At 35.6% G+C, this 24,167-nt stretch carries 26 protein-coding genes; all 26 read left to right on the top strand.

The features are described from left to right. Window positions 1-8: 8 nt before the first annotated feature. The 26 genes from ACK4R1_RS10555 to ACK4R1_RS10430 all read left to right on the top strand — a co-directional run bounded on the left by ACK4R1_RS10555 (window position 9) and on the right by ACK4R1_RS10430 (window position 24,152). Window positions 9-155 carry a hypothetical protein gene (locus tag ACK4R1_RS10555; protein ID WP_409686625.1) on the top strand — a complete coding sequence of 49 codons (147 nt, stop codon included), beginning with the start codon at window positions 9-11 and terminating at the stop codon, window positions 153-155. A 221-nt stretch (window positions 156-376) separates the two neighbouring features. Beyond that, complete coding sequence (locus tag ACK4R1_RS10550; protein ID WP_409686614.1) at window positions 377-838, top strand: UpxY family transcription antiterminator; 462 nt, start codon at window positions 377-379, stop codon at window positions 836-838. Window positions 839-983: 145 nt separating this feature from the next. Continuing rightward, complete coding sequence (locus tag ACK4R1_RS10545) at window positions 984-1,490, top strand: ArsR family transcriptional regulator (protein WP_409686612.1); 507 nt, start codon at window positions 984-986, stop codon at window positions 1,488-1,490. A gap of 120 nt (window positions 1,491-1,610) precedes the next feature. Then, window positions 1,611-2,621, top strand: coding sequence for a UDP-N-acetylglucosamine 4,6-dehydratase (inverting) (gene pseB, locus ACK4R1_RS10540; protein ID WP_409686610.1), 1,011 nt, complete (start codon window positions 1,611-1,613; stop codon window positions 2,619-2,621). 3 nt (window positions 2,622-2,624) lie between these two features. Then, window positions 2,625-3,806 carry a UDP-4-amino-4,6-dideoxy-N-acetyl-beta-L-altrosamine transaminase gene (gene pseC, locus ACK4R1_RS10535; protein WP_409686608.1) on the top strand — a complete coding sequence of 394 codons (1,182 nt, stop codon included), beginning with the start codon at window positions 2,625-2,627 and terminating at the stop codon, window positions 3,804-3,806. A gap of 1 nt (window position 3,807) precedes the next feature. Continuing rightward, window positions 3,808-5,577, top strand: coding sequence for a cytidylyltransferase domain-containing protein (locus ACK4R1_RS10530; protein ID WP_409686606.1), 1,770 nt, complete (start codon window positions 3,808-3,810; stop codon window positions 5,575-5,577). Between the two features lie 4 nt (window positions 5,578-5,581). Then, window positions 5,582-6,034 carry a YhcH/YjgK/YiaL family protein gene (locus tag ACK4R1_RS10525; RefSeq protein WP_409686604.1) on the top strand — a complete coding sequence of 151 codons (453 nt, stop codon included), beginning with the start codon at window positions 5,582-5,584 and terminating at the stop codon, window positions 6,032-6,034. Window positions 6,035-6,038: 4 nt separating this feature from the next. After that, window positions 6,039-6,587 (top strand): GNAT family N-acetyltransferase, encoded by a 549-nt coding sequence (locus tag ACK4R1_RS10520; protein ID WP_409686602.1) that lies wholly within the window; start codon window positions 6,039-6,041, stop codon window positions 6,585-6,587. Window positions 6,588-6,589: 2 nt separating this feature from the next. Then, window positions 6,590-7,135: a UDP-4-amino-4,6-dideoxy-N-acetyl-beta-L-altrosamine N-acetyltransferase gene (pseH, locus tag ACK4R1_RS10515; protein ID WP_409686599.1), complete on the top strand. Its 546-nt coding sequence runs from the start codon at window positions 6,590-6,592 to the stop codon at window positions 7,133-7,135. Continuing rightward, the gene (locus tag ACK4R1_RS10510) at window positions 7,125-7,535 is read left to right on the top strand and encodes a MaoC family dehydratase (RefSeq protein ID WP_409686597.1); all 411 of its coding nucleotides are present in this window, start codon (window positions 7,125-7,127) and stop codon (window positions 7,533-7,535) included. The genes pseH and ACK4R1_RS10510 overlap by 11 nt, the downstream gene beginning before the upstream one ends. Before the next feature lies 1 nt (window position 7,536). Continuing rightward, window positions 7,537-8,574, top strand: a complete 1,038-nt coding sequence (gene pseI / locus ACK4R1_RS10505; protein WP_409686595.1) for a pseudaminic acid synthase — start codon at window positions 7,537-7,539, stop codon at window positions 8,572-8,574. Then, window positions 8,574-9,212, top strand: coding sequence for a hypothetical protein (locus tag ACK4R1_RS10500; protein ID WP_409686593.1), 639 nt, complete (start codon window positions 8,574-8,576; stop codon window positions 9,210-9,212). Before pseI ends, ACK4R1_RS10500 begins: the two co-directional genes overlap by 1 nt. After that, window positions 9,212-10,492 carry a lipopolysaccharide biosynthesis protein gene (locus ACK4R1_RS10495; RefSeq protein WP_409686591.1) on the top strand — a complete coding sequence of 427 codons (1,281 nt, stop codon included), beginning with the start codon at window positions 9,212-9,214 and terminating at the stop codon, window positions 10,490-10,492. Before ACK4R1_RS10500 ends, ACK4R1_RS10495 begins: the two co-directional genes overlap by 1 nt. A 12-nt stretch (window positions 10,493-10,504) precedes the next feature. Next, a complete protein-coding gene (locus ACK4R1_RS10490; protein WP_409686590.1) occupies window positions 10,505-11,581 on the top strand; it encodes a hypothetical protein in 1,077 nt (358 codons plus the stop codon). Beyond that, complete coding sequence (locus ACK4R1_RS10485; protein WP_409686588.1) at window positions 11,578-12,744, top strand: glycosyltransferase; 1,167 nt, start codon at window positions 11,578-11,580, stop codon at window positions 12,742-12,744. The genes ACK4R1_RS10490 and ACK4R1_RS10485 overlap by 4 nt, the downstream gene beginning before the upstream one ends. A gap of 3 nt (window positions 12,745-12,747) precedes the next feature. Further along, on the top strand, window positions 12,748-14,004 hold the full coding sequence (locus ACK4R1_RS10480) for an EpsG family protein (RefSeq protein ID WP_409686586.1): 1,257 nt from the start codon (window positions 12,748-12,750) through the stop codon (window positions 14,002-14,004). A 41-nt stretch (window positions 14,005-14,045) separates the two neighbouring features. Then, a complete protein-coding gene (locus tag ACK4R1_RS10475) occupies window positions 14,046-15,152 on the top strand; it encodes a polysaccharide (de)acetylase (protein WP_409686584.1) in 1,107 nt (368 codons plus the stop codon). Beyond that, entirely contained in the window at window positions 15,130-16,161 is a 1,032-nt protein-coding gene (locus ACK4R1_RS10470; protein WP_409686582.1) for a RimK family alpha-L-glutamate ligase, read from the top strand. The genes ACK4R1_RS10475 and ACK4R1_RS10470 overlap by 23 nt, the downstream gene beginning before the upstream one ends. 100 nt (window positions 16,162-16,261) lie before the next feature. Then, a complete protein-coding gene (locus tag ACK4R1_RS10465; protein WP_409686580.1) occupies window positions 16,262-17,338 on the top strand; it encodes a glycosyltransferase in 1,077 nt (358 codons plus the stop codon). Continuing rightward, the gene (locus tag ACK4R1_RS10460; protein ID WP_409686578.1) at window positions 17,322-18,443 is read left to right on the top strand and encodes a glycosyltransferase family 4 protein; all 1,122 of its coding nucleotides are present in this window, start codon (window positions 17,322-17,324) and stop codon (window positions 18,441-18,443) included. The genes ACK4R1_RS10465 and ACK4R1_RS10460 overlap by 17 nt, the downstream gene beginning before the upstream one ends. A gap of 198 nt (window positions 18,444-18,641) precedes the next feature. Then, complete coding sequence (locus ACK4R1_RS10455; protein WP_409686576.1) at window positions 18,642-19,700, top strand: NAD-dependent epimerase/dehydratase family protein; 1,059 nt, start codon at window positions 18,642-18,644, stop codon at window positions 19,698-19,700. Window positions 19,701-19,720: 20 nt separating this feature from the next. Further along, window positions 19,721-20,935 (top strand): glycosyltransferase family 4 protein, encoded by a 1,215-nt coding sequence (locus tag ACK4R1_RS10450; RefSeq protein WP_409686574.1) that lies wholly within the window; start codon window positions 19,721-19,723, stop codon window positions 20,933-20,935. Beyond that, a complete protein-coding gene (locus tag ACK4R1_RS10445) occupies window positions 20,932-22,047 on the top strand; it encodes a hypothetical protein (protein WP_409686572.1) in 1,116 nt (371 codons plus the stop codon). The genes ACK4R1_RS10450 and ACK4R1_RS10445 overlap by 4 nt, the downstream gene beginning before the upstream one ends. Further along, on the top strand, window positions 22,044-22,562 hold the full coding sequence (locus ACK4R1_RS10440) for a GNAT family N-acetyltransferase (RefSeq protein ID WP_409686570.1): 519 nt from the start codon (window positions 22,044-22,046) through the stop codon (window positions 22,560-22,562). The genes ACK4R1_RS10445 and ACK4R1_RS10440 overlap by 4 nt, the downstream gene beginning before the upstream one ends. Next, entirely contained in the window at window positions 22,559-23,554 is a 996-nt protein-coding gene (locus ACK4R1_RS10435) for a sugar-transfer associated ATP-grasp domain-containing protein (protein WP_409686568.1), read from the top strand. The genes ACK4R1_RS10440 and ACK4R1_RS10435 overlap by 4 nt, the downstream gene beginning before the upstream one ends. Further along, entirely contained in the window at window positions 23,547-24,152 is a 606-nt protein-coding gene (locus ACK4R1_RS10430; protein ID WP_409686566.1) for a sugar transferase, read from the top strand. Before ACK4R1_RS10435 ends, ACK4R1_RS10430 begins: the two co-directional genes overlap by 8 nt. The last annotated feature ends 15 nt before the right edge of the window (window positions 24,153-24,167 follow it).

Here is a 24,167-nt window from a genome sequence, read left to right as displayed (position 1 = left end):
TTTATGATATGGTTGGCAGATTGGTAGAGCAACGAGAATCAAAAGTATCGAATATGAGTAATTTAACTATAGGTGAGCAATACCCTAGTGGTGTTTACAATGTAGTGGTTACACAGGATGAAACGGTACAAACTTTGAGAGTTGTGAAGCGATAATTCCCGCCTTGGCGAGAATGACAAAAAAATGTGGATTAATCCCTGTTTCGGTAAAACGAGACAGGGATTTTTTTTTTGAGGATGAGGTTTCACGCAAAGACGCAATTAAATTTTTACCATTAAGAAGTTAAGATGGGTTAAGGGGATTGTGAATTAATTCTTGTTTTGGGTTTCAGGTTTTTGTTTTAATTGCGCTATTTTTGTTTACTTAAATAGATTTTATGTCTTGGTATGTTCTCTATACTAAACCTCGCAATGAAAAGAAAGTAACGGTAAAACTTCAAGAGTTGGGGTTTGTTGTTTATTGTCCTTTAGTAACTGTAGTAAAGCAATGGAGTGATCGGAAGAAAAGGGTTGAAGAGCCTTTGCTCCCTTCTTATGTTTTTGTACAACTCGAGGAAAAAAATCGAGATCAAGTTTTTCAAGTAGCCGGGATTGTAAGGTATCTTTATTGGTTGGGAAAACCGGCTATGGTTAGGGAGGAAGAAATTGATACATTGCGCTCTTGGCTCTCAAGCGATTCTCCAAAACTTCAAGTTGAGCAGTTACAACGCGGAACTAAAATTACTTTAAAAGAAGGTTTGTTTAGCGGGATGGATGCCGTAGTTAAGGAACACAGAGGTAAAAAAGTCCAATTGATTTTGGAATCCTTGGGTATCGTAGTGATTATGGAGGTTCAATAGTATAAATGGATAAGTTGTTTTTTTAAAGGCAATTACTATTCATCAAAACAAATAAAGATTAGATGTTATTCTAACTTTAAATTTCAACAAATAGTTTGTCAATTTAAAACAAACGAGTACTTTTGTTACTCAAACAATTTTTCCAATGCTTGAAAATTTGATAACCTCGAAAACGCGATTGCGATTATTGGTGAAGTTTTTCATCAATGTTGCTAACGAAGGTTATCTAAGAGGATTGGCCACAGAAATGCAGGAATCTACTAATGCGATTCGGAAAGAGTTGAATAATCTTTCAGAGGCCGGCTATCTGATTCGCCAAGACACAGAAAATAAAGTTACTTACAAAGCCAATCAAAAACATCCTTTTTTTAATTTACTGCAGCAAGTAGTCCATAAATATATCGGACTAGATACTCTTGTAGAATTGGTTCTTGACCGTATGGGAGAAGTTCGCAGGGTATTTATCATTGGTGATTATGCTAAAGGAATTGACAGCGGTACCATCGAAGTAGTTTTGGAAGGGAATGAATTAAATGAAGATTATATCGTAATTCTGGCGGAAAGAATAGAACTAGCCATTCAAAAGAAAGTGGTGTTTTATCTAACCCAAAACAATGATAAGGGCGGTTTGTTGGTTTACGAGCAAGAATAATAGCAGTGTAAATTGCCCTTCGGCATTTTAGCTCTGTTTGGTTTGAATTTTATTAAATTTAAGTTAGCACTATTGTGTGACTGACGCGGCGAAGCCGTGATAAAAAAACACTAAAACAATATGATTACCAGTAAATCTATTTTGATTACCGGAGGAACAGGTTCCTTAGGTAAAGCTCTAACGTCTCATATATTGCATAATTATCCTGAAATAAAAAGGCTGGTTATTTTTTCAAGAGACGAGCAAAAACAGTTTCAAATGGCACAGGAATACCCTCATGACCAATATCCTCAAATCAGGTTTTTTATTGGTGATGTGCGAGACAAAGAAAGACTCAAAAGAGCGATGAAAGGCATTGATTATGTAATTCATGCCGCAGCCATGAAGCATGTTCCCATTGCAGAATATAATCCGGATGAATGTGTAAAAACCAATATCCACGGCGCTCAAAATGTTATTGATGCTTGCCTCGACTCAACCGTTGAAAAAGTGGTAGCACTCTCTACAGACAAAGCTTGTGCACCCATTAATTTGTATGGTGCTACGAAGTTGGCTTCAGACAAACTGTTTGTTGCCGCTAATAATATCACCGGTTGGAACCCGATAAAGTTTTCAGTAGTTCGATACGGTAACGTGATGGGCTCAAACGGTTCGGTGATTCCCTTTTTTATCAATAAGAAGAAAGACGGGGTGCTTCCTATCACAGAGCCTAATATGACGCGTTTCAATATTTCGCTTCAAGGAGGTGTAGATATGGTTATGCATGCTTTATTTCACGCTTGGGGTGGAGAAATATTTGTGCCGAAAATTCCATCGTACCGAATTTTAGATGTAGCCCAAGCCATTGGTCCTGAATGTGAACACAAAGTTATCGGAATCAGACCCGGAGAAAAAGTGCATGAAGAAATGATTACGCCTTCGGATTCCTTTTATACTTATGATTTAGGAAAATATTATACGATCTTGCCTTCAACGCCTAAGTGGAAAATTGAAGAGTTTATCACCACTTTTGATGCCGTTAAAGTTCCGGCCGGATTTGCCTACAATTCAGGTGATAATACCGAATGGGAAACGGTAGAAGGTTTGAGAGAGTTAATCGTTACCCATGTTGATCCAACTTTTAAATTATAAGTAATGAATAAAAGTATTCCTTACGGTAGACAGCACATTACCCAAGATGACATTGAGGCTGTTATAACCACTTTGCAATCTGATTTTCTTACCCAAGGACCTAAAATTGCCGAATTTGAAGAAGCATTTGCCGGTTATATCGGTTCAAAATATGCCGTTGCGGTAGCCAATGGAACTGCAGCACTACACTTGTGTACTTTAGCGCTTGAGGTCAAACCGGGACAAAAGGTAATTACCACACCGATAACTTTTGCGGCTTCCGCGAATTGTGTTCGTTATTGTGGTGGTGAAGTTGTTTTTGCAGATATTGACCCCGAAACTTATCTTTTAGATTATGATTCGGTGGTGAAACTGTTGGAAAGCGCTCCTGCCGGAACTTATCAAGGAATCATTCCGGTTGATTTTGCCGGAAGAGCAGTCGACTTGGAAAAATTTAAAAAATTAGCCGACCAATACAACCTTTGGATAATTGAAGATTCGTGCCACTCGCCCGGTGGATATTTTACCGATAGTAATGGTGATAGTCAAAATTGCGGTAATGGTGTTTTTGCCGATTTGGCTATTTTTTCTTTTCATCCCGTAAAACATATTGCTTCAGGAGAAGGTGGTATGGTTACCACTAATGATGAAAAGCTTTATAAAAAACTGCTGATGCTCAGAACGCACGGGATTGTGAAATCGGAAGATTTATATACCAATTCTATAGCCTTTGCCGGTGGCGATACCAATTATCCGGGTTGGTATATGGAAATGCAAGACTTAGGATTCAATTACAGACTAACCGATTTTCAAGCAGCTTTGGGTTTAAGCCAATTGCAACGCGCCGAAAAAGGCTTGGAACGAAGAAGAACCATTGCTTCCAATTATGAAAAAGCATTTCAAGGATTGTCTTTTATCAAAGGGCAATCCGGAGCTGTTGAAGGTCATGCCTACCATTTGTATGTGTTGGAAGTTGAAGACCGATTAGGACTTTACAATTATTTGCGAACCCAAAACATCTTTGCTCAGATTCATTATATCCCTTGTCATTTAATGCCTTATTACCGACAATTGGGTTGGCAAGAAGGCGATATGCCTCAGGCGGAAAATTATTATAAGCATTGTATCAGTTTGCCTATGTATCCGACTTTAACTGATGAGGAACAACAGTTTGTCATTGAAACCATAATTAAATATTATAAATAGCATGAAGGTAATCATTGAAGTAGCCAATACGCACGGAGGAGATTTAAATTATATGTTAGAATTAGTCGATACTTTTTCGAAGTATGATGATGGCTATGCCATTAAATTCCAACCCTTAAAAGCGGATGCTTTGTCTACCCCGGATTTTGAATGGTTTCCGGTGTACGAACAATTGTCTTTTAATCATCAAGAATGGCAGTCTATCATCAAAAAGGCGAAGGAAACAAAAATGGTTTGGCTCGATTTGTTTGACACCTATGGCGTTGATGTTTTGAAAGAAAACCTCGATTTGGTGGATGGCATAAAACTTCAAGTATCGGTTTTGTTCAATTATGTTTTGTTTGAGCGATTAAAAGCCATCGATTTATCAAAGAAAAAAATAATCATAAACATCGCTTCTTTGGATTTTGAGGAGATTAATTTTTTTGTCGATAAATTCAACCGCGAGATTCAAGCCGAAGAGTTGTTATTAGAAGTAGGATTTCAAGGTTATCCAACAGAATTACTTGATTCGGGTATTTCCAAAATTAGAGCAGTAAAAGAAAAATTCAACAAACGTATAGTGTTTGCCGACCATGTGGACGCCACTTCCGATTATGCGGTTTGGTTGCCCATTATTGCCTTAAATAACGGCGCAGATATTATTGAAAAACACGTGATGCTGACTACTCGCGAAACTAAATATGATTTTTATTCCAGTATCAATAGCACACAGTTTGAGCAGTTGGTTGGTTTGATGAAAGACCGTGATAATCTTGCTTCGGCTTCTTTTTTGAACGAAAAAGAAAAAAATTATCTCGATAAATCACTGTTAAAACCAATACTCAATAAAGACATCACCGCTGGTAAAGGGCTCTCGCTCACGGAAGATTTTGATTATAAAAGGTCACCTCAAGGCGGATTAAATACCAGAGAAATCGAAAAGCTATTGTATAGCCAAGCCATCATTTCAACCCCTAAGAAAAAAGGCGAAACGTTGCAAAGAGCCGATTTTAAAGCCGCAACAATTGCTGTTATCATTGCCTGTCGATTAAAATCGTCTAGGTTGAAAGAAAAAGCTTTGCTCAAAATAGGCGACTTGACTTCGGTAGAATACTGCATCAAGAATGCTAAGAAATTCAAAGGCATGCACCATGTGATTTTAGCGACTTCCGATTTAGAAAGTGATGCTGATTTGGCCAACTATACTTATGACGACTCAGTAGTATTTCACAAAGGACATCCGGATGATGTAATCAAAAGGTATTTAGACATCATTGATTTGTTGAAAATTGATGTAGTGGTAAGAGTCACAGCCGATATGCCATTTATAGATAATGAAATTTTACAACTGTTATTAGACTCGCATTTTAAAAGTGGTGCCGATTATACCAGCGCAGTAACAGCAGCCGTAGGAACCAATTTAGAAATTATCAATACCGAAGCACTACGAAAAGTCAAGAGCTATTTCCCAAGCGCTGATTATTCGGAATACATGACATGGTATTTTATGAACAATCAGGAGCATTTTAAAATCAATTTGGTTGATCTACCGGAAGCATTGGTTAGGTCTTATCGCCTGACTTTAGATTACGATGAAGACTTGGTGATGTTCAACAAAATTCATGACGAACAAGTTAAACAAAACCCGGATTTTAATTTAAAAGCGATATTCAAATACCTTGACGAAAACCCTGAAGTGGCAAATATCAACAGTCACATTCAACTCAAGTACAAAACAGACCAAGCTTTGATTGATACCTTAAACGAAAAGACCAAAATTAAGCTTTAGCCTCATGATAACAGATCGATTAGAAAATATCCAGCAATACCAATCACTGTTTTCAGGGATTGACCAGTTCGTCAAAGTTTCTCAGTCTAAATCTTTGAACGCTATTACAGCCAAAGAAACTCATGGCGAAATTACTTTGATTCCCATTAGCAGTCAGGCCGTTTCTGAAACTTTTGATCCGAGTGTTCTGGAAGCACACAAAACCTTGATGGACATTCACATTACACTTGAAGGAACCGATGTGATTGCTTATGCCGATTTAGAGAGCGAAACCACATCTTTTAAAGCTTATGATGAAGTCAATGATTATTTATTGGCACAATCTGATGCCATCAAAACGATTTCAGTGCCAGAAGGATATTTTTGTATTATCCCAAATAATTTTGCCCACATGGCTTTGTATGAAGGTCATGCCAATGTGAAAAAAGTGGTGGTTAAAATGAATGCGGTTGTTTAAAATCATGACTTACAAAGTACTACAACAGAATACCGTTCAACAAGGTGCTTTTTCACTTGTTCCTATTCGAATGGAAGATCGAATGGACATCATGAAATGGCGGAACGAACAACTTTATCATCTGCGTCAGCAAAAACCATTGACGGCAGAAGACCAAGAGTATTATTTTAATCATGTAGTTGCTCAATTATTTGACCAAACACAACCCAATCAAATCTTGTTTTCGTTTTTAGAAGATGGTGTTTGTATTGGTTACGGCGGTTTGGTTCACATCAATTGGACTGATCAAAATGCCGAAATTTCGTTTATCATGGACACAGCGTTAGAAGCCAACCGATTTCAAGAAATTTGGAGTGCTTATTTGGCTTTGTTAGAAGAAGTTGCTTTTGCCGATTTGAAATTCCACAAAATATATACTTATGCCTTCGATTTGAGACCACATTTGTATCAGGCTTTTTTAAATGCCGGTTTTAAGGAAGAAGCAAGATTAAAAGAACATTGTTTTTTTGAAAACAAATTTATAGACGTAGTAATACACAGTAAAATCAAATAGTTATGAGTGATATTTCCTTAAGGGTTTTAACCGCAGCTGATATAGAATTAGTTAGAAATTGGAGAAACAGTCCCGATGTTGCTCCGTATATGTATAATGAAACACCCATCAGTGCCGAACAACAAATCAAATGGTTTGAAAAAATCAGCAATGACAGTACTTGTGTTTACTGGATTATAGAATATGATGGTAAAAAATTGGGCTTAGCCAGTGTAACAGGAATCGACAGAACGCTGAGTAGTTGTTATTGGGCCTTTTATTTAGGTGATTTATCTGTAAGAGGTGGTGGAATAGGAGCTAAGATTGAGTACAATGTTTTAGAATATGTTTTCAATGAACTAAAATTGAATAAATTGAGATGCGAAGTTTTTGTTACCAATGATAAAGTAATTAAAATGCATGAAAAATTTGGTTTTAGAAGAGAAGCTTATTACCGTGAACATTGCATTAAAAATGGTCAGAAACTCGATGTGGTTGGATTAGCCATTTTACAAAGTGAATGGAATTTAATCAGCGACTTCATGAAAAATAAAATATATGGACAATAAAATTACAGTTGGAAGTAGTTACGAATACGAGTTTTCTTTTACTCAAGATGACGTAGTGAAGTTTGCAGATGCCTCGGGAGATTTCAATCCTATACATTTAGACCAAGAATATGCTAAAAATTCTATTTTTAAGAGAACTATTATTCATGGTTTTTTAGGAGGAAGTGTTTTTTCGAAGGTATTCGGAACGATTTTTCCGGGTAACGGAACGATTTATCTAAAACAAGATTTGTCATTTTTTAAACCCATGTTTACCAATACAAAATATGTGGCCAAATTTGAAGTTGTTAAAACAGATTCTGCAAAAAACAGGGCTGAGGTAACCACATCAATATTAGATGAACTTAATGAGATAGTTATCAAAGGAGAAGCCCTAATCAAACATCCAAGTATTTATTAATATGAAGATTAAAAATCACATCATCGATAAAACTTCTAAAGTTTTCATCATCGCCGAATTGTCTGCCAATCACAATGGTAGTATTGATGTGGCTTTGGAAACCATAAAAGCCGCCAAAAGAGCCGGAGCCGATTGTATCAAACTGCAAACATATACCGCAGATACTATAACTATTGACAGTGACAAAGATGATTTTCTCATCAAAGGCACCATTTGGGATGGTCAAAAATTACATCAGTTATACCAAGAAGCTTACACGCCTTGGGAATGGCACGAAACCCTTTTCAAAGCCGCAGAGGCTGAAGGTTTGGTTTGTTTTTCCTCGCCATTTGACCCAACTTCTGTTGATTTGTTGGAAAGTTTAAATACACCCGCATACAAGATTGCGTCTTTTGAAATTACCGATATTCCTTTAATCGAATTGGTAGCTTCTAAGGGAAAACCGGTGATTATTTCTACCGGAATAGCAGAAGAAAGCGACATCGAATTGGCTTTAGCCGCCTGTAGAAGAATGGGGAATAATGACATTGCTTTATTGAAATGTACTTCAAGTTATCCCGCTCCCATTGAAGAAGCCAATATGGTCATGGTCAAAGATATGGCTGAGCGATTTGGTGTAATCACCGGATTGTCTGACCACACTATGGGCAGCACAGTTCCGATAGTTGCCACTTGTTTTGGTGCTAAAATCATTGAAAAACATTTTATACTCGACCGTTCTATTGGCGGTCCTGATGCTTCTTTTTCGATGAATGAAGCCGAGTTTACCGCTATGGTAAAATCAGTTAGAGAAGCTGAAGCAGCGATAGGTGTGGTTGATTACGCTTTAACCGACAAACAAGTGAAAGGCAAAGATTTTTGTCGTTCCTTGTATGTTACTAATGCGGTTAAAGCCGGCGAAATTTTTACCACTGATAATGTTCGATCGGTTCGTCCCGGATTCGGATTACACCCAAAATATTACTCGGAAATCCTGGGCAAAACCGCCAATAAAGATTTAGAAAAAGGAGAACGTTTTAGTTTGGACTTTATTAAATAATGAATCAAAAGCCAATTTTTTTAATTATCACTGACTCAGTTGCTTTGCCCAGAAAACACGAGTCAGGATTCGTTTTGTGGAATGAAACTTATATTGCTAAGATAAAAATAGCCTATCCAAATTTTGATGTTATAAATGTTTCTATTGGTGGAGCTTCTATTAAAGACTTACGAAATCAAATAAATTATTATAAAATTCTGAATCCCGAAATTGTGCTATTTCAATGTGGTATTGTTGATGCAGCTCCAAGGGCTTTTGGTAGGATTGAAATGGATATTATAAAAAAGTTAAAACTTTTTAGGTTGACTAAGCCTTTTGTTTCTTTTTTAAGAAAGTTTAGAAGTCATCATTATGCTTCACCAAAGAAATTTGAGGAGACTTTACTAGATATAAAAATGACCTTGACGGCAAAACAATTTTATACACTCGGAATATTGCCTTCTTGTACAGCATATGAAAGAGTATTGCCTGGAATTTCTAAAAGTATTAACGAATACAATAATATTTTAAAAAGGCATACTAAATTTATTAATTTAAATGAAATGCCCAGAGAAGGGATTTTAGACGATTTTCATCACATTAATAGAACCGGTCAAGAATATATCTTTATACAAATCCAAAAATATATATCTGGTTAATGAAACAATTTTTAGATAAAAGGATGAGTTCAGGAAGCAAATCAATTGCTATGGTAACGATATCTAATTTAATTGGAAATGTTGTTTCAATAATTTCTGGCCTTATCATAGCTCGTTGGATGTTACCAGAAGAGTTAGGTCTTTTTAATGCATTTTCAATTTTTACTTCTTATGTAATTTTGATGCAGTTAGGAATTCCTAGTGGATTAAGTAGAGAATTACCTTTTTATTTTGGGCAGTTAAAAGAGGATTATGCTATTGATTTAGCAGCAACAGCAAAATATTTTATGTTAGCATTATCTTTTGCAATTCTAGGACTATGCATAATTCCAAGTGTTTACTTTTTTTACATTGCCAAGTATGAATATGCAATAGGTTCTTTAGTTGTTGGAATAACATCTGCTCAAACTTTTTATACTACAAAGTACTTAAAGATATTATATCGTTCTGATAATCATTTTAATAAGTTATCTAACATTACCTTAATTAATACATTAGTAAATTTAGTCTCAATTGTTTTGGTCTATCACTATTTGTTTTATGGTCTTTGTATGCGTGCTATAATTTTGGTAATGGTTGATTGGTACTTTACTGAAAAATGGAAGCCAATACATACTGAAGCTAGATTTAATTGGAAGAATTTCAAAGAATTATCAAAAGTTGGGATGCCTATTTATTTTGTGGCTAATGTATATAGTCTTTGGCCTACTTTCCAAAGGACAATGATTTTGAGTATGTTAGGAGCGAAGGGTTTAGGGATTTATGCATTGGCAAATATTGTTCAGAATATGTTAAGTACTTTTAATGGAGCAATTTCAAGTATTAGTTTTCCAAAAATGAGTTTGGCATACGGTCAAGGCAAGTCTATCACAGAAGTATTAAAGATGCCTTTTAAACTTATAATTGTTTCAATATTGATTTATACATTTATTTTGTTAGTTGGTTGGCCTTTACTTCCAAAAGTTGTTGCAATTGTTTTACCTAACTACCAATCAGGAGTTGAAGCCGCACAATGGATGTTTGTTGTTGCCTTGGTAAGTTCTTTAAATATTTTTTCTAATATTTATATGGTAATTAAAAAAAACCATCATAGGTTAATCTCTTACATCATCGGTATGACAGTTTGGTTGCTTTATATCTTATATCATTCTATTACTACAGTTGCTGATTTAGTAATTTTTAGTAAAGCTTTATTGTTTGGATACATGGCAACTGTCTTTTGTGATTTTTGTTTTTATTTTCTTTATCTTAAAAGAGATTCTTTACCAATCAAAGGTTAATCCATTACCCATTTGAAACATCTTTTTACCATACACAGTCACATTACTTTTTTAGCCGCTATGGGCACGATAGTGTATGAAAATATAGCTACGGAAGAAGTCATTCTCATCACCGGTAGTGGATACAAACCAAAACTGAGTGCTGCTTTTAAAGGAAAAGTTGTCAAAGCCCACGATTCGCTGGAAGCGTCCTATTCATTACTCGATAAAATTAAAAACTGGAATTATACCCAAAGTGTCCATCGTTATATCAACCAATTAATCGGAACCGATGATTTTAGGGCTTATGTTGACACCATGACGGTTTTTAATCGGTATTTGGTCATGCATCCGAAGTGCCAACAGTTTCATATTATAGAAGAAGGCATTGTTAATTATGCCGATTATGATGATTTTAGGTTGTGGACGGCTGATTTGCGTCAGTTTCAATGGCAATGGAAAGGTTTTGGCGATAGCAAACAAATGCTTAATGCCTGTATTCGATTGTTAAGAGGCAGAAGCTTGCGTCTTTTGGCCATGCCTATTCATCCCAATCTGTATACTTTGCACAAAGGCGTAAACGCTTATTGTTTTAGTGATTTTGCGTTTCAATACACCCCGAAATCCCAAAAACAAATTTTAAATTGGAATGCTTTGACTACTTATGTCAACTTGGAACCATCAGATTACAAAGACGGCAGCTGGTTTTGGATAGGCGATGCTTTATGTAAAAGTTACGGCATCAGCATGGCGCATTATGAATCGGCCATGGCGCAATGGGTTGAAAAAATAAATCCCAACAAAGAAGCACGTGTCATTTATGTCAAATTCAGAGGCTCTGAAAGCAAAGAAGAAAAAGACCTAACCTTACAATATCTTTCACAATACCATTTTACAATAGTAATGATTCCGGCTCATGAAATCATGGAGTTGGTGTTTTTACAATACAAGCATTTAACCGTGTGCGGCATTGCTTCGTCACTACTCATTTATGCTCATTTAATCGGGCATGCTACCTATTCTATTTACCAATACATTCCCGATGAATACGGTGTAAGTCTGAACAAGAGTTATAGTAATATGTCTAAAAAAGTAGGATTTATATCATGAATATATTGTTTGTAGTTCGTTTTCCGGTAATTAAAGATAAAGGCGGTGTGCAACGCGTTACGGCTACTTTAGCTGAGGCATTTCGATTTTTAAAACTGAATGTTTGTTATTTGATTTTAGATCAAGGCAATGATGGTGTCATTGACGGCATTCCTCAATTTTTTTTACCTGATGGAAAAGCCATCTCTTTGGAAGAAAATTTGGCCTTTTTTAATGACTTTTTGATGAATAATCAAATTGATTTCATTATCAATCAAGGTGGAATTTACAAAGAGGTCATAGATTTTTTATCGGCAAGAAAACAGCAGAAAGTTAAGTTGATTACTGTTCATCACAATTGCATCAGTTGCTTACAAGAAAATTTTAAAAACATACTCAGAGGCGGAAAATACGGTAAACTGATTCGGTTTATTGATTATGGTTGGTTTTGGAATTTGTTGCTCAAACGCAACCATTTAAAATATGGCGCTTTATTTCAGACTGCCATTCAAAAATCTGATAAACTAGTACTTTTGTCTAAAGCTTTCATCCCTGAATTGGGTGTTTATGTTTCGAGTTGGCCTATGAAAAAGGTAACGGCCATCCCCAATCCGGTTCCGTTTGAAGTTTGCCAAGAAGCTTTGTCCCATAAAGAGAACAGATTGCTTTATGTAGGCAGAATAGAATACACCCAAAAACAATGCGACTTGCTATTACCGCTTTGGAAAAAAATACAAGCCGATTTTCCTGATTGGCATTTTGATATAGTGGGTGGCGGTTCAAAATTAACCGAGTTGCGTGATTTGTCGCAAAACATGGGTTTGCAAAATATTCACTTTCATGGCTTTAGTGACCCGAGACCTTTTTTATATCGGGCCAAATTTTTGACTATGACTTCTAGTTTTGAAGGATACGGCATGGTGCTGGTTGAGGCGCAAGCTTATGGTGTAGTTCCGGTTGCTTTTGATTCTTTTAGTGCTTTAGGCTCCATCATAGAAGACGGTCAAACAGGAATTGTGGTTCCTCCTTTTGAGGTTGAAGAATACGTAGCGAAAATTACAGCAGTTATGCGTGATGAGGTCAAAAGAAATGCCATGGCGGAACAAGCGCAAATTGCAGTTGACAAGTTTATGCCGGCCAAGATTGCCCAAGATTGGGTTAAATTGTTTAACGAACTTGCCTAGATTATGCAGTTGATTTTTTTCATTTTTCCATTTTTAGGATTTTATAAAGGAGTCAAAGATTTCTTTAGTGCTAAGTATCGTTATGGTATATTGTTTTTTGCTTTTTGGTTTGGTTATAGTGTATTTCAATACAGCGGTGATGTTACGAGGTATGCTTCTGATTTTAGTTTTTTTGCACAATACAGTTGGAGTGATTTGTGGCATTTGATTGTGAATTTTAGTGACGAATCATTAAAGTTTTCTTTTTTGAAGCGGACTACCTATAATTCGAAACCGGATATTTTTGCAGTTACTTTAGGTTTTTTAGTTTCTCGTTTTACCGAAAATCCCAGATGGTTCTTTGCCATAGTGTCGGTAATTTATGTGTATTTCATCCTGAAGTTTTTAGATGAAGTCGTTCGATTTACCGGAAAACACAATACCAAAGGATGGCGAATATATTTTGCGGCTTTAGTTTTTATAGTGCCTTTTTATGTGGGTGTTACAGGGATTCGTTTTTGGCCGGCCTTGTTTTTATTTGGAATAATGTTATTGCGGTACTTTAATACAAAAGAAAAGAAGTATATTTTTTATACTCTATCCGCTGTATTGATTCACTACACTTTTATAGTTCCTTGTCTGATTGCAATGATTGCAGTTACTGTTAAAGTAAACAGAAGGATTTTTAAACTGCTCATTTTTATGGGGATAGTTTATGTTTTATTGTCTTCTACAACCAGTTCGTTAGATTTCATTAAGAATGCATTATCCTTTTTTCAGAATGACACTATTAGTAATGCTACTTCAGGTTACGTAGATGAAGATTCGATTATAAAAAAGTCAACTAATTTAGCTACTAAAAACTGGTATGTGGTTTGGCGTTCAAATTTGATTAATGCCTTCTTTTTTAGTTTTTTTATCCTCGACTTTTTTCGTCTTAATAAGTGGAAAGAGATTAAACAAAACAAAAGCTTTGAAACGGTTTATTGCTTCTTTTTTATTTTAGCCTTATTTACTTTTAATCTGGGTTCTTTAGGAAGGTTTGTTTATTTGTTTTATTTCTTAGTTATTATAAGAATTTTGATGTACCAAGCAGTGAACAAAAATGATGAGATGATCAGATTGAGCTACTTTTTTGTGCCTATAATGTTGTTGCATATCATTGTTAGTTTCAGAGCCGGTTTTTACTATGTTGATCCTTTTTTGCTGATCAGTCCCTCACCGGCTTTACTTTTTGTTCAATCGCCGGTTAGTCTTTCAGAATTTTTAATAGGACATTAATATTTATGATTTCAAACTTGAAAGACAGTCTGAAAAGACATTTGATAAACTTACCCGGCTGGAGAACTAATCGCAAAATTGTTGTTTTTGAAAGTGATGATTGGGGCAGTATTAGAATGCCTTCTAAAGAAATTTTTAATTTGTTATTACAAAAAGGGATACCGGTTGATAAATCAAAGTATGATAGTCTTGACTGTTTAGAAAGACACTTTGATTTAGAACAATTGTTGGAGCTTCTTGAAAGCTATAAAGATCAAAAGGGTAATTCTCCTATTTTTACTTTCAATACTGTGATGGGAAATCCTGATTTTGATAAAATAAAGTCTGAAGAATATACGGCTTATCATCATGAAATCTTTTTTGATTCCTATAAAAGATATTATCAAGAAGATTTAACTTCGTTATGGTTTTATGGCATAGATAAAGGATTGATTTACCCGCAATTTCATGCCAAGGAGCATTTCAATGTTACTATGTTAATGAGGGACATAGTAAACGGTAATCAAGAAACAAAAACAGCTTTTGATCACGGTTTTTTTGGAGTAAAAACCAAAACTTCTTCTATTTATCAAAAAAGCTACTTGGCAGCTTATTATGCAGAAAATTTGGAGGATTTAAAAGAGCGAGTTATTGTGTTAGAGGAAGGATTAAAACTTTTTGAAACAATATTTGGTTTTAAATCGGAAACTTTTATCGCTTGTAATTATTTGTGGCCAAAAGAATTGGAGTTTTATTTAAATCAATTCGGAATAAAAGGGATTCAGGGCAATTACACTCAAAAATGTCCAATACTTTCACTCAATGGAAAAATAAGCTTAATAAGAAATTATACAGGAAAGTTTAACGACTTTAATCAAGTTTACACGGTTAGAAATGTGAAATTCGAGCCATTCGAAAATCAAAATTATGATTGGGTATCTTCAGCTTTAAAAGAAATTGAAGTTTCCTTCAGATGCAAAAAGCCTGCAATCGTTACTACTCACAGGGTTAATTATGTTGGAGGTATTGACCCAAAAAATGCTGCTGACTCTAAAGATAAATTAAATATTTTATTAAAGAAGATTTTAGAACGATGGCCCGATGTGGAATTTTTAAGTTCCAACGAGTTGTCAAAAACAATACGAAATGAAAATAGCCATACACAATAGCACTAAAGGGTTTCATCCTCATTGGATTGATTATTGTACTAAATTAAATATACCATTTAAGGTGGTTGATTGTTATGCAAATGATATTATTGAGCAATTAGAGGATTGTTTTGTTTTATTTTGGCATCACCATCACAATGGGACCAAAGATATTTTGATTGCTAAACAATTACTTTTCGCACTTGAACATACCGGTTTTAAAGTTTTTCCTGATTTTAAAACAGGTTGGCATTTTGATGATAAAGTTGCCCAGAAGTTTCTACTAGAGCGAATAGGAGCTCCATTAGTCCCTACTTATGTTTTTTTAAATAAAAAAGATGCGTTGCATTGGATTTCAAACCAGACGTTTCCCAAAATATTTAAATTAAGAGGCGGAGCAGGATCTAAAAACGTAAAGCTTATAAAGACTAAGCATGAAGCTGTTAAAATATGTCATAAAGCTTTTGGTAGCGGTATCAGTAATCACGACTCATTAGAGAACTTAAAAGAAAGATGGAGAAATTATAAAACTGGTAGGTCAAATTTAAAACATGTACTAGCAGGAATTGCTAGGTTAGTTTTTAAACCCAATTTTTTAAAAGTTAAAGGAAAGGATTTTGGATATGTTTATTTTCAAGATTTTATTCCTGATTTAGACCGCGATTATCGCACTAAGATTTTTGAAGACAAATGTTGGGGATATCAACGATTAGTGCGCGAGGGTGATTTTAGAGCTTCGGGAAGTGGCTCGGATAGTTATATTTATACAGATGATGCAATACCGCAAGAAATACTAAAACTAACTTTTGAAATTGCAGAGAAATTATCTTTAAAAAGTGCCGCATTTGATTTTTTAATCAGTAATGATAAAATTTATTTAGTAGAGGTAAGTTGTTTTTATGGGTTTAATGATTTACAACATCATGGCTATTGGGATAGAAATTATCAATTCATCAAGGGACCATTTAATCCTTTTGGATGGATGATTGATTCAGCGTTAAAAGAAAATGTAGGTGTGAATGTAGAATGAGTTTTGAAAAGTCTTTAAATATGAATTCTATAAAACATTATTAATTGAGGGTTATGTTTTAATTATCAGATGAGACTCATTAAATTTTGAAAAAAATTAATTGAAAACAAAAAAACAAATTGCCCTAATCATTCCATCATTTACCGCCGGCGGTGCAGAGAGAGTAATGGCTACTTTAGCCAATCGTTTTCAAGAGTTCCCCGATTTGCAGGTGCATTTGATTATTTTAACCGGTGGGGAACGCTATTATGAACTTCATCAAGACATTAAAGTTTACCAACCGTCTTTTGATTATAAGCAATTAAGCCGATTTGCCTTTACGGTTAAAATCTTGTTGTTTTTAAGGCGAACCTTAAAGCAAATTCAGCCATATGCCAGTCTCTCTTTTGGCGGCAAATACAATGCTTTTGTGTTGTTAGGATCCATGGGTTTAGGCATTAAGACTTTTATTTCTGAGCGAAGCCGTCCGGGAATTAGTTACGGTCGTTTTTTAAACAGTATCAATCCTTCTGTTTACCGACTTGCTGCCGGTATTATTGCCCAAACCGAAAAGGCGCAACAGTATTTGTACCAAAAAACCAAACACAAAACCATCAAAGTTATTGGTAATCCAGTCAAAGAATTTTCTTTTCCAAATACAGCAAAAAAGAAAGTCATACTCAATGTGGGGCGATTTATCCCATCAAAACACCAAGATTGGTTAATTGATTATTTTAATGCTATTGATACCGATGATTGGTCATTATGGTTTCTTGGCGATGGTCCTTTATTGGATTCCGTGATCCAAAAAGCTCAGGAATCGCCAAAAAAAGAGCAGATTTGTTTTTTTGGCAATCAAAAACAGGTTGAAAAGTATTATGCGGAAGCATCCATCTTTGCTTTTACTTCTACTTCCGAAGGGTTTCCTAACGTTTTAGGTGAAGCCTTAAGAGGTGGCTGTGCCTGTATTTCTTTTGATTGCGAGGCCGGCCCTTCGGATTTGATAAGTGATGGTGAGAATGGAATATTGGTTCCCAATGGTCAACATGAAGATTATATCAGCAAACTCAAGAAACTGATTGCGGATTCCGAGTGGAGAGCTTCTTTAGCAAATGCAGGTGTCGAATCGGTCAAATCGTTTAATGAAGAAAAAATAACCCATGATTTCATGGCTTTTATAAATGAAAATAGTAATTAATACGGCTCATCAACGTTTTGGTGGTGCGGTTCAAGTGGCCTTATCTTTTATCAATGAGTGCCGCAAATTTCCGGAGCATGACTATCATGTGTGGGTTGGTTCAGGCGTAGGGAAGTCTTTAGTTGTAAATGAGTTTCCTTCCAACTTTTCTTTTTATTTTTTTGACTTTGGAGTAATTCATTTCAAAAACGTAAAGACCATACAAAAGACTTTAGCTCCAATTGAATTGACCATCCAACCGGATGTTATTATTTCAACCTCAGGACCTTCTTATTTTCATTCGGTTGCACCTCAAATCATGGGGTTTAATTTAGGATTATACATATACCCGGATTCCCCTTTTTTACGGGAGTTGCCTTTAAAACCAAAATTGAAACTCTATCTAAAGAGAATGGTTCATTTTTACTATTTCAAAAGAGATGCTGTTGCTTATGTGGTTCAAACCGATGACGTAAATACAAGGGTTCGCCAAGCCTTAAACACGAACAATGTTCATACAGCTTCCAATACTTATAATAATTATTTCAACTCTTTAAAAGAATTTCCCAAGCGTTTACCGGAAAAGCCTTTGCCTGAAATTAGGCTGCTTACTTTGACCAGTTATTACTCTCACAAAAATTTAGAAATAATTCCCTTAATCGCAAAAGAATTGGAGCAAAGAGGTGTTTTAAATGTCAAGTTTGTATTGACATTACAGGCCTCCGATTTTGAGGCCTATTTTGAGCCACATCCTTTTATTGTTAACATTGGCCCGGTTAAACCGGAAGCCTGTCCAAGTTTGTACAAGGAGTGTGATGTTATGTTTTTGCCCACCTTAGTTGAGTGTTTTTCAGCTTCTTATCCGGAGGCTATGGTTATGGAGAAGCCTATCATTACCACTGATTTGGGTTTTGCGAGAAGTATTTGTGGTGAAGCTGCGTTGTATTACCAGGCTAAAAATTATAAAGCCGCCGCCGATTGTATTGTAAATTTGATAGAAGATAAAAATCTTTGGCGCTCCTTGACAGCAAAAGGAAAAAAACAATTAGAAAAATTTGATACGGCTGAGGTTAGAGCCAAAAAATATATAGACCTTTGTCAAAGTTATGGTAGTAATTTAGGTTGAGGTTTAGTTGGCGCCTTTTTGGGAATGACTAAATGAGTTTGAGGTTGATTCACACCTTTTTGGGAATGATTAAAAGAGTTTGAGGTTGAGTTTGAGTTTGAGTTTGAGGTTGATTCACGCCTCACGCCTTTTTGGGAATGACTAAATGAGTTTAAGGTTGAGGTTTGGAAAAAAAGTTACAATAAGAGATATTAACATATGAAAAAATTACTTGTTACAGGTTCCTCGGGTTTAATCGGTTCTGAAGTTTGTGTGCATTTTTCCAAATTAGGTTGGGAAATTCATGGGGTAGATAACAACCAAAGAGCGGTTTTTTTTGGTGAAAACGGTGATACGAGATGGAATCAAAATCGTTTGCAAACCAGTTTAGCCCATTTTCATCACCACGAATTGGATATCAGGGACCGACAAGGTGTAATTGATTTGATTGCCCAAATTGCCCCGGATGCCATTGTTCATACTGCCGCTCAACCCAGTCATGACCGAGCCGCGGCAATTCCTTTTGAAGATTTTGATACGAATGCTGTGGGGACTTTTAATTTGTTAGAAGCCACCCGAAGATACAGTACTCAAGTGCCTTTTGTTCATATGTCGACTAATAAAGTCTATGGTGATGCACCAAATGAAATTGAAATGGCAGAACTGGCTACCCGATGGGATTATGCCGACAAAGCCTATGAACACGGCATTCCGGAAAGTTTTAGAATTGACCAATGCAAGCACTCGCTTTTTGGTTCTTCTAAAGTATCAGCCGACATTTCGGTACAGGAATACGGACGTTATTTTAATATGCCGACTTGTGTTTTAAGAGGTGGATGTCTTACCGGTCCGAGTCACAGTGGTGTTGAATTGCACGGATTTTTGAGCTATTTGGTCAAGTGTAATCTGGAAGAGAAAGAATATACTGTTTTTGGCTATAAAGGCAAGCAAGTGAGAGACAATATTCACTCTTATGACGTAGCTCGTTTTATAGAAGAGTTTATCAATGCCCCAAGAATAGCTGAAGTTTACAATTTGGGCGGAGGCAAAGATAATACTTGTTCTGTTTTGGAAGCTTTTGATATCATTTCAAAGATTAGTGGTAAACCTATGAAATACAAGTATGATGAAACCAACAGGATTGGCGATCATATCTGTTATTACAGCGATTTGCGAAAAATGAAAGCGCATTATCCGAATTGGGATATTACCAAATCATTGCAGACGACTTTCGAAGAAATTTACGCCGCTTGGGTGAACAGAGAATCCAATAGCTAATTTAATTTCCTTTACCATAAATGACTATTTGGCTTATTTCGTTTTTTGAAAACACTCCGATTGATGATAACCAAAATACCCGTTACAATTCGCTCGTAAAAGAAGCTATGCAACGAGGTCACGAGGTTACTTTTTGGGCTTCTACTTTTAAGCACAATACCAAGTCGCAAAGGTTTGATAAGAAAACAACTTTGGCTATTCAAGAAGGATTAACGTTACAGTTTGTTAAATCTAAACCGTACCAAAAAAACATTGGTATCCAAAGACTTTATTCGCATTATGTTTTAGGGAAAGACATCGTAAAAGCGATGACAGCCGCTACCCAAAAGCCTGATGTTGTAGTCATTGCTTATCCGCCTATTTCAACTGCTTATGAAGTAGTAAAATGGTGTAAAAGTAATACCGTTCCCGTAATAGTTGATGTTATAGATCCATGGCCGGAATTGTTTGAGCAGAAATTAAAAAAGTTGCCCCAACCTTTGTCTAAAATTATTTTTTCAGGACAAAATAAAAAAGCAAAATATGTCTTTCAAAAGGCTACAGCCGTAACAGCAATTTCTAATCAGTATTTAAATTGGGCTAAAACGTATGCATCCCAAATTAAAACCGCTTGTTTTTATCCTGCTATTGATGGCGCAACAGTAGAAGCACAATTATTACAGGCTTCCCAGTCGCAGTCAGCAACACCTAAAGTTTTTAAAATAATTTATGCCGGTAGCTTAGGGTATTCTTATGATATTCCTTGCATATTGGCAGCGGCCGAATTGTTAAAAGAGGAAATAGGTGTTGAATTTGTCATCGCCGGTCTCGGACCACAAGTAGGTCTGATTGAAAAAGCAGTCAAACAGTTGCCTAATCTCAAATATTTGGGAAGGCTTTCCAAAGAGCAATTGATGGAAGAATATTATACGGCTAATATTGGGTTAACCCAACATACCAAAGGCGCAACCCAATCAGTAACCTATAAATTATTCGATTTATTATCTTGCAGCTTGCCCATTATCAATTCGCTTGAGAGTGAAATGAGAGATATTATAGTTGATAATAAAGTAGGTTTTCATCACCCATCAGGCGATGCCAAAGCTTTGGCTAATTGTATATTATTGTTAAAGCAAAATACCGAACTTTACAATGAAATGCGCCACAATGCTAAAAATTTATTTCTAGCCAAAGGCGATTCTAAAAAAGTATATGCTCAATTTTTAGATTTTATTGAAGCACAAACCAATTCATGAAACAAAAGATACTCAATCACTTAAAAAACCTTCGGGGCTGGAAAACCAATCGGAAGATAGTCGTTATTGCTGTGGATGATTATGGTAATGTAAGATTAGATTCAAAGGCGGCTTTTGAGCGAATGAGCGCAGCCGGACTAAAAGCACAATCCAGGTTTGATATTTTTGATTCTCTCGAAACCAAAGAAGATTTAGAAATGCTCTATGAGGCATTGTCTTCTGTGAAAGATAAAAACGGAAATTATGCTGTTTTTACACCATTTGCTTTATCTTGTAATATCAATTTTGAAAAAATGGCGGGTGAAAATTATGAGGTGTTCAGCAATGAGATTTTACCGGTAACCTTTGAAAAGCTTAGTCAACAACAACCTAAAGCGTATGAAGGCACCTGGCAATTGTGGAAGGAAGGAATTGCTAAAGGATTAATGAAACCTCAATTTCACGGAAGAGAGCATTTAAATTTAAAAGTATTTAACGATAAGATTTCGAAAAGAGATTCCGATATATTAACCGCTTTAAAAAATCGTTCATTCTCTTGTATTTCAGCCGCTGACTATCCAACCATAAATTACACAGCTGCTTTTGATTTTTGGGATCCAACAGAAAATGAAAAGCTATTTGACATTGTAAAAGATGGTGTTAGTTTATTCGAGGAAGTATATGGATATAAAGCAGTGCATTTTATGCCGCCTACTTCGAAAATCTCTGATGCGATTTTAGACAAAATAGGAGAACTCAACTTGAGATTTGTGGATAGAGGTTTAATCCATAAACAACATGAAGGGTTTGGTCAATACAAAACTACTTTCAATTATACGGGGAAAAAAGGCAACAAAAACCTAACTTTTTTAGTTAGAAACGTAGTTTTTGAACCTACAGAGAACCGTAATGCTACAGAGCAGGCTCTTCAAAGTATCGAGGCTGCTTTTAGGTTAAATAAACCTGCTATAATAAGTTCACACAGGGTAAATTTCAGTGGCAATATAGATCCGTTTAACAGAAAGAAAGGGATTGAAGGTTTGAGACTGTTGTTGAAAAAAATTGTAGAAAAATGGCCGGAGGTAGAGTTTATGTCCAGTGCCGAATTGTGTAATGAAATAGCTAAGCGTTGATCCTGATTTATAAATTAAACCGAGAGGCCATACCGCTTAAAGAAGAAACCTCAATGACTCTTGCTGAATGGAAGCCGTCTGTTTTTTCGTGGTATCCCAAAGGGTATGGAGCAAAGTATTTTTTATACAGCTTGTTTAGTTTTTTAGGAATCTTTAAAAACAAGAATTACAGCGCTTTTTTTGCTTACAAAGAAAATGAATTGGTCGGTTCATTGTTGGTTGTGCCGAAGTATTTTAAATGGCCTTTTATGCACAAGGATGATGTGCAATTAACTTACGTTAAAATTTACAAAGAATATAGGGGTAAAGGTTATGGCAAGCAAATGATCACTAATGTACTTTTCATGTTGCAGCATCAAAATAGAGACAACGCTGTTTGGTATGTAACGGATGATTCAAATCAGGCTTCCAAATCTACAGCAGAAGGTGTTGGTTTTCAACTGAATTCTTATGGGGTTAAATCAAATTTTTTGGGTTTGTCTTTGTTTAAAATTTTAAAAAGTAGTTCATTATGAAAAGAATACTATACTTCTTTTATTACCTAAAAAGATTGGACCAAAAAAAGTTTTGGCTGTTCTTGAATTTTGTCTCGCTTCAAAAAAAAGTCTCAAAATTTAAAATTTTATGTGATGTTGTATATGCTTCTCTTAAGTACAATATTTCCATACTAGAGTATTTTCAGTTTCGTTTTTTTGAGAAAAAATCAGCCGAAAGAAAAAAATGGGCCGGCACTGGTTTTATGTATGAATACCAAAAGATAATGAACCCTATTGGAGAACGAAATATTCTTGATGACAAAACCTTATTTCATAAGATGTACGCTCCTTTTTTTAAGCACAAAGTATATAATTTAGAGACCTTGATTAATGACCGATCTTCGGTTGAAGAGATGCTTAAGGGCCGAAAAATAGTTTTAAAAGTTTCAGATGGAAAATGTGGCGTTGGGATTGAATTCAAAGACGCTACATCATTTACCCCTGATTCCCTAATAGCCTATATGACATTACATAAATTTGATTTGGTAGAAACTTACATTGAACAGCACGAGGACCTAATGAAGTTGTCGCCTTCTGCTGTAAATACGGTTAGAATATTTACCCAACTAAATGAGTTTAATAGCGTTGATATTATTGGTTGTCGATTGAGAATATCTATAAATTGTACTGTAGACAATATGGCTGCCGGAAATATAGCAGCACCAATTCACCCCGATACCGGGATAGTAGTTGGACCCGGCGTATATAGTGATATAACCAAAACACCTGAAAGTATTCATCCCGTGACCCAAGTGCCTATTGAAGGTTTTGTAGTGCCATTTTGGGAGGAGTGTGTACAACTGGCCAAAGACGCTGCGTTGATGCACCCTCAAAATAGATCGATTGGTTGGGATATAGTCGTTACACCTGACGGACCGGGTTTGATAGAAGGAAACCACGATTGGTGTAAGCTTGTTTGGCAGTTGCCCGTAAGCCAAGGTCTTAAAGATTTACTTTTAAAGTATGTATAGAAAAATTATAAAAAGAGTTTTAGACTTGTTGGTTTCCTTTATTGGATTACTAGTTTTAAGCCCAATTTTAGTCGTTGTTTTGCTTATTTTGTTATTTCAGAACAACGGAAAACCTTTTTTCTTTCAAGTGCGTCCGGGGAAAGATCAAAAGGCATTTACTATTATTAAATTTAAAACAATGACCGATAGAAAAGATAGCCAAGGTCATTTATTACCGGATGTAGAAAGAATTACTTTCTTTGGCAAATGGATTAGAAAAATGTCTATAGATGAATTGCCACAATTACTCAATGTTTTGAAAGGCGATATGAGTCTTATAGGCCCTAGACCTTTGTTGTTTAAATACATTCCTCTTTACGTAGGAGACCAAGCAAGAAGGCATGAAGTTAGACCGGGAATTACCGGTTGGGCTCAAGTTAATGGAAGAAACTCTATCTCATGGACCAAAAAATTTGAACTGGATGTTTATTATGTAAACCACCTTTCACTGTCCTTGGATTTTAAAATATTTTGGTTGACCATTCTTAAAGTTTTAAGAACGGAAGGCGTTAATCAATCAGAAGAAAGACCAATGTTTCCTTTTGATGGGACGAATTAAGATGATGAATTAAAA

The organism is Flavobacterium sp., assembly GCF_046293665.1.
In the GTDB taxonomy this organism is placed as follows: domain Bacteria; phylum Bacteroidota; class Bacteroidia; order Flavobacteriales; family Flavobacteriaceae; genus Flavobacterium.
The sequence above is the reverse complement of the archived record's forward strand: the minus strand, read 5'-3'. Positions and strand labels throughout refer to the sequence as shown.

Excerpts from the sequence above, each read along its gene's own strand:
- ACK4R1_RS10555 (WP_409686625.1), top strand. The coding sequence starts at position 9 with ATGGTTGGCAGATTGGTAGAGCAACGAGAATCAAAAGTATCGAATATG.
- ACK4R1_RS10550 (WP_409686614.1), top strand. The coding sequence starts at position 377 with ATGTCTTGGTATGTTCTCTATACTAAACCTCGCAATGAAAAGAAAGTA.
- ACK4R1_RS10545 (WP_409686612.1), top strand. The coding sequence starts at position 984 with ATGCTTGAAAATTTGATAACCTCGAAAACGCGATTGCGATTATTGGTG.
- pseB (WP_409686610.1), top strand. The coding sequence starts at position 1,611 with ATGATTACCAGTAAATCTATTTTGATTACCGGAGGAACAGGTTCCTTA.
- pseC (WP_409686608.1), top strand. The coding sequence starts at position 2,625 with ATGAATAAAAGTATTCCTTACGGTAGACAGCACATTACCCAAGATGAC.
- ACK4R1_RS10530 (WP_409686606.1), top strand. The coding sequence starts at position 3,808 with ATGAAGGTAATCATTGAAGTAGCCAATACGCACGGAGGAGATTTAAAT.
- ACK4R1_RS10525 (WP_409686604.1), top strand. The coding sequence starts at position 5,582 with ATGATAACAGATCGATTAGAAAATATCCAGCAATACCAATCACTGTTT.
- ACK4R1_RS10520 (WP_409686602.1), top strand. The coding sequence starts at position 6,039 with ATGACTTACAAAGTACTACAACAGAATACCGTTCAACAAGGTGCTTTT.
- pseH (WP_409686599.1), top strand. The coding sequence starts at position 6,590 with ATGAGTGATATTTCCTTAAGGGTTTTAACCGCAGCTGATATAGAATTA.
- ACK4R1_RS10510 (WP_409686597.1), top strand. The coding sequence starts at position 7,125 with ATGGACAATAAAATTACAGTTGGAAGTAGTTACGAATACGAGTTTTCT.
- pseI (WP_409686595.1), top strand. The coding sequence starts at position 7,537 with ATGAAGATTAAAAATCACATCATCGATAAAACTTCTAAAGTTTTCATC.
- ACK4R1_RS10500 (WP_409686593.1), top strand. The coding sequence starts at position 8,574 with ATGAATCAAAAGCCAATTTTTTTAATTATCACTGACTCAGTTGCTTTG.
- ACK4R1_RS10495 (WP_409686591.1), top strand. The coding sequence starts at position 9,212 with ATGAAACAATTTTTAGATAAAAGGATGAGTTCAGGAAGCAAATCAATT.
- ACK4R1_RS10485 (WP_409686588.1), top strand. The coding sequence starts at position 11,578 with ATGAATATATTGTTTGTAGTTCGTTTTCCGGTAATTAAAGATAAAGGC.
- ACK4R1_RS10480 (WP_409686586.1), top strand. The coding sequence starts at position 12,748 with ATGCAGTTGATTTTTTTCATTTTTCCATTTTTAGGATTTTATAAAGGA.
- ACK4R1_RS10470 (WP_409686582.1), top strand. The coding sequence starts at position 15,130 with ATGAAAATAGCCATACACAATAGCACTAAAGGGTTTCATCCTCATTGG.
- ACK4R1_RS10460 (WP_409686578.1), top strand. The coding sequence starts at position 17,322 with ATGAAAATAGTAATTAATACGGCTCATCAACGTTTTGGTGGTGCGGTT.
- ACK4R1_RS10455 (WP_409686576.1), top strand. The coding sequence starts at position 18,642 with ATGAAAAAATTACTTGTTACAGGTTCCTCGGGTTTAATCGGTTCTGAA.
- ACK4R1_RS10450 (WP_409686574.1), top strand. The coding sequence starts at position 19,721 with ATGACTATTTGGCTTATTTCGTTTTTTGAAAACACTCCGATTGATGAT.
- ACK4R1_RS10445 (WP_409686572.1), top strand. The coding sequence starts at position 20,932 with ATGAAACAAAAGATACTCAATCACTTAAAAAACCTTCGGGGCTGGAAA.
- ACK4R1_RS10435 (WP_409686568.1), top strand. The coding sequence starts at position 22,559 with ATGAAAAGAATACTATACTTCTTTTATTACCTAAAAAGATTGGACCAA.
- ACK4R1_RS10430 (WP_409686566.1), top strand. The coding sequence starts at position 23,547 with ATGTATAGAAAAATTATAAAAAGAGTTTTAGACTTGTTGGTTTCCTTT.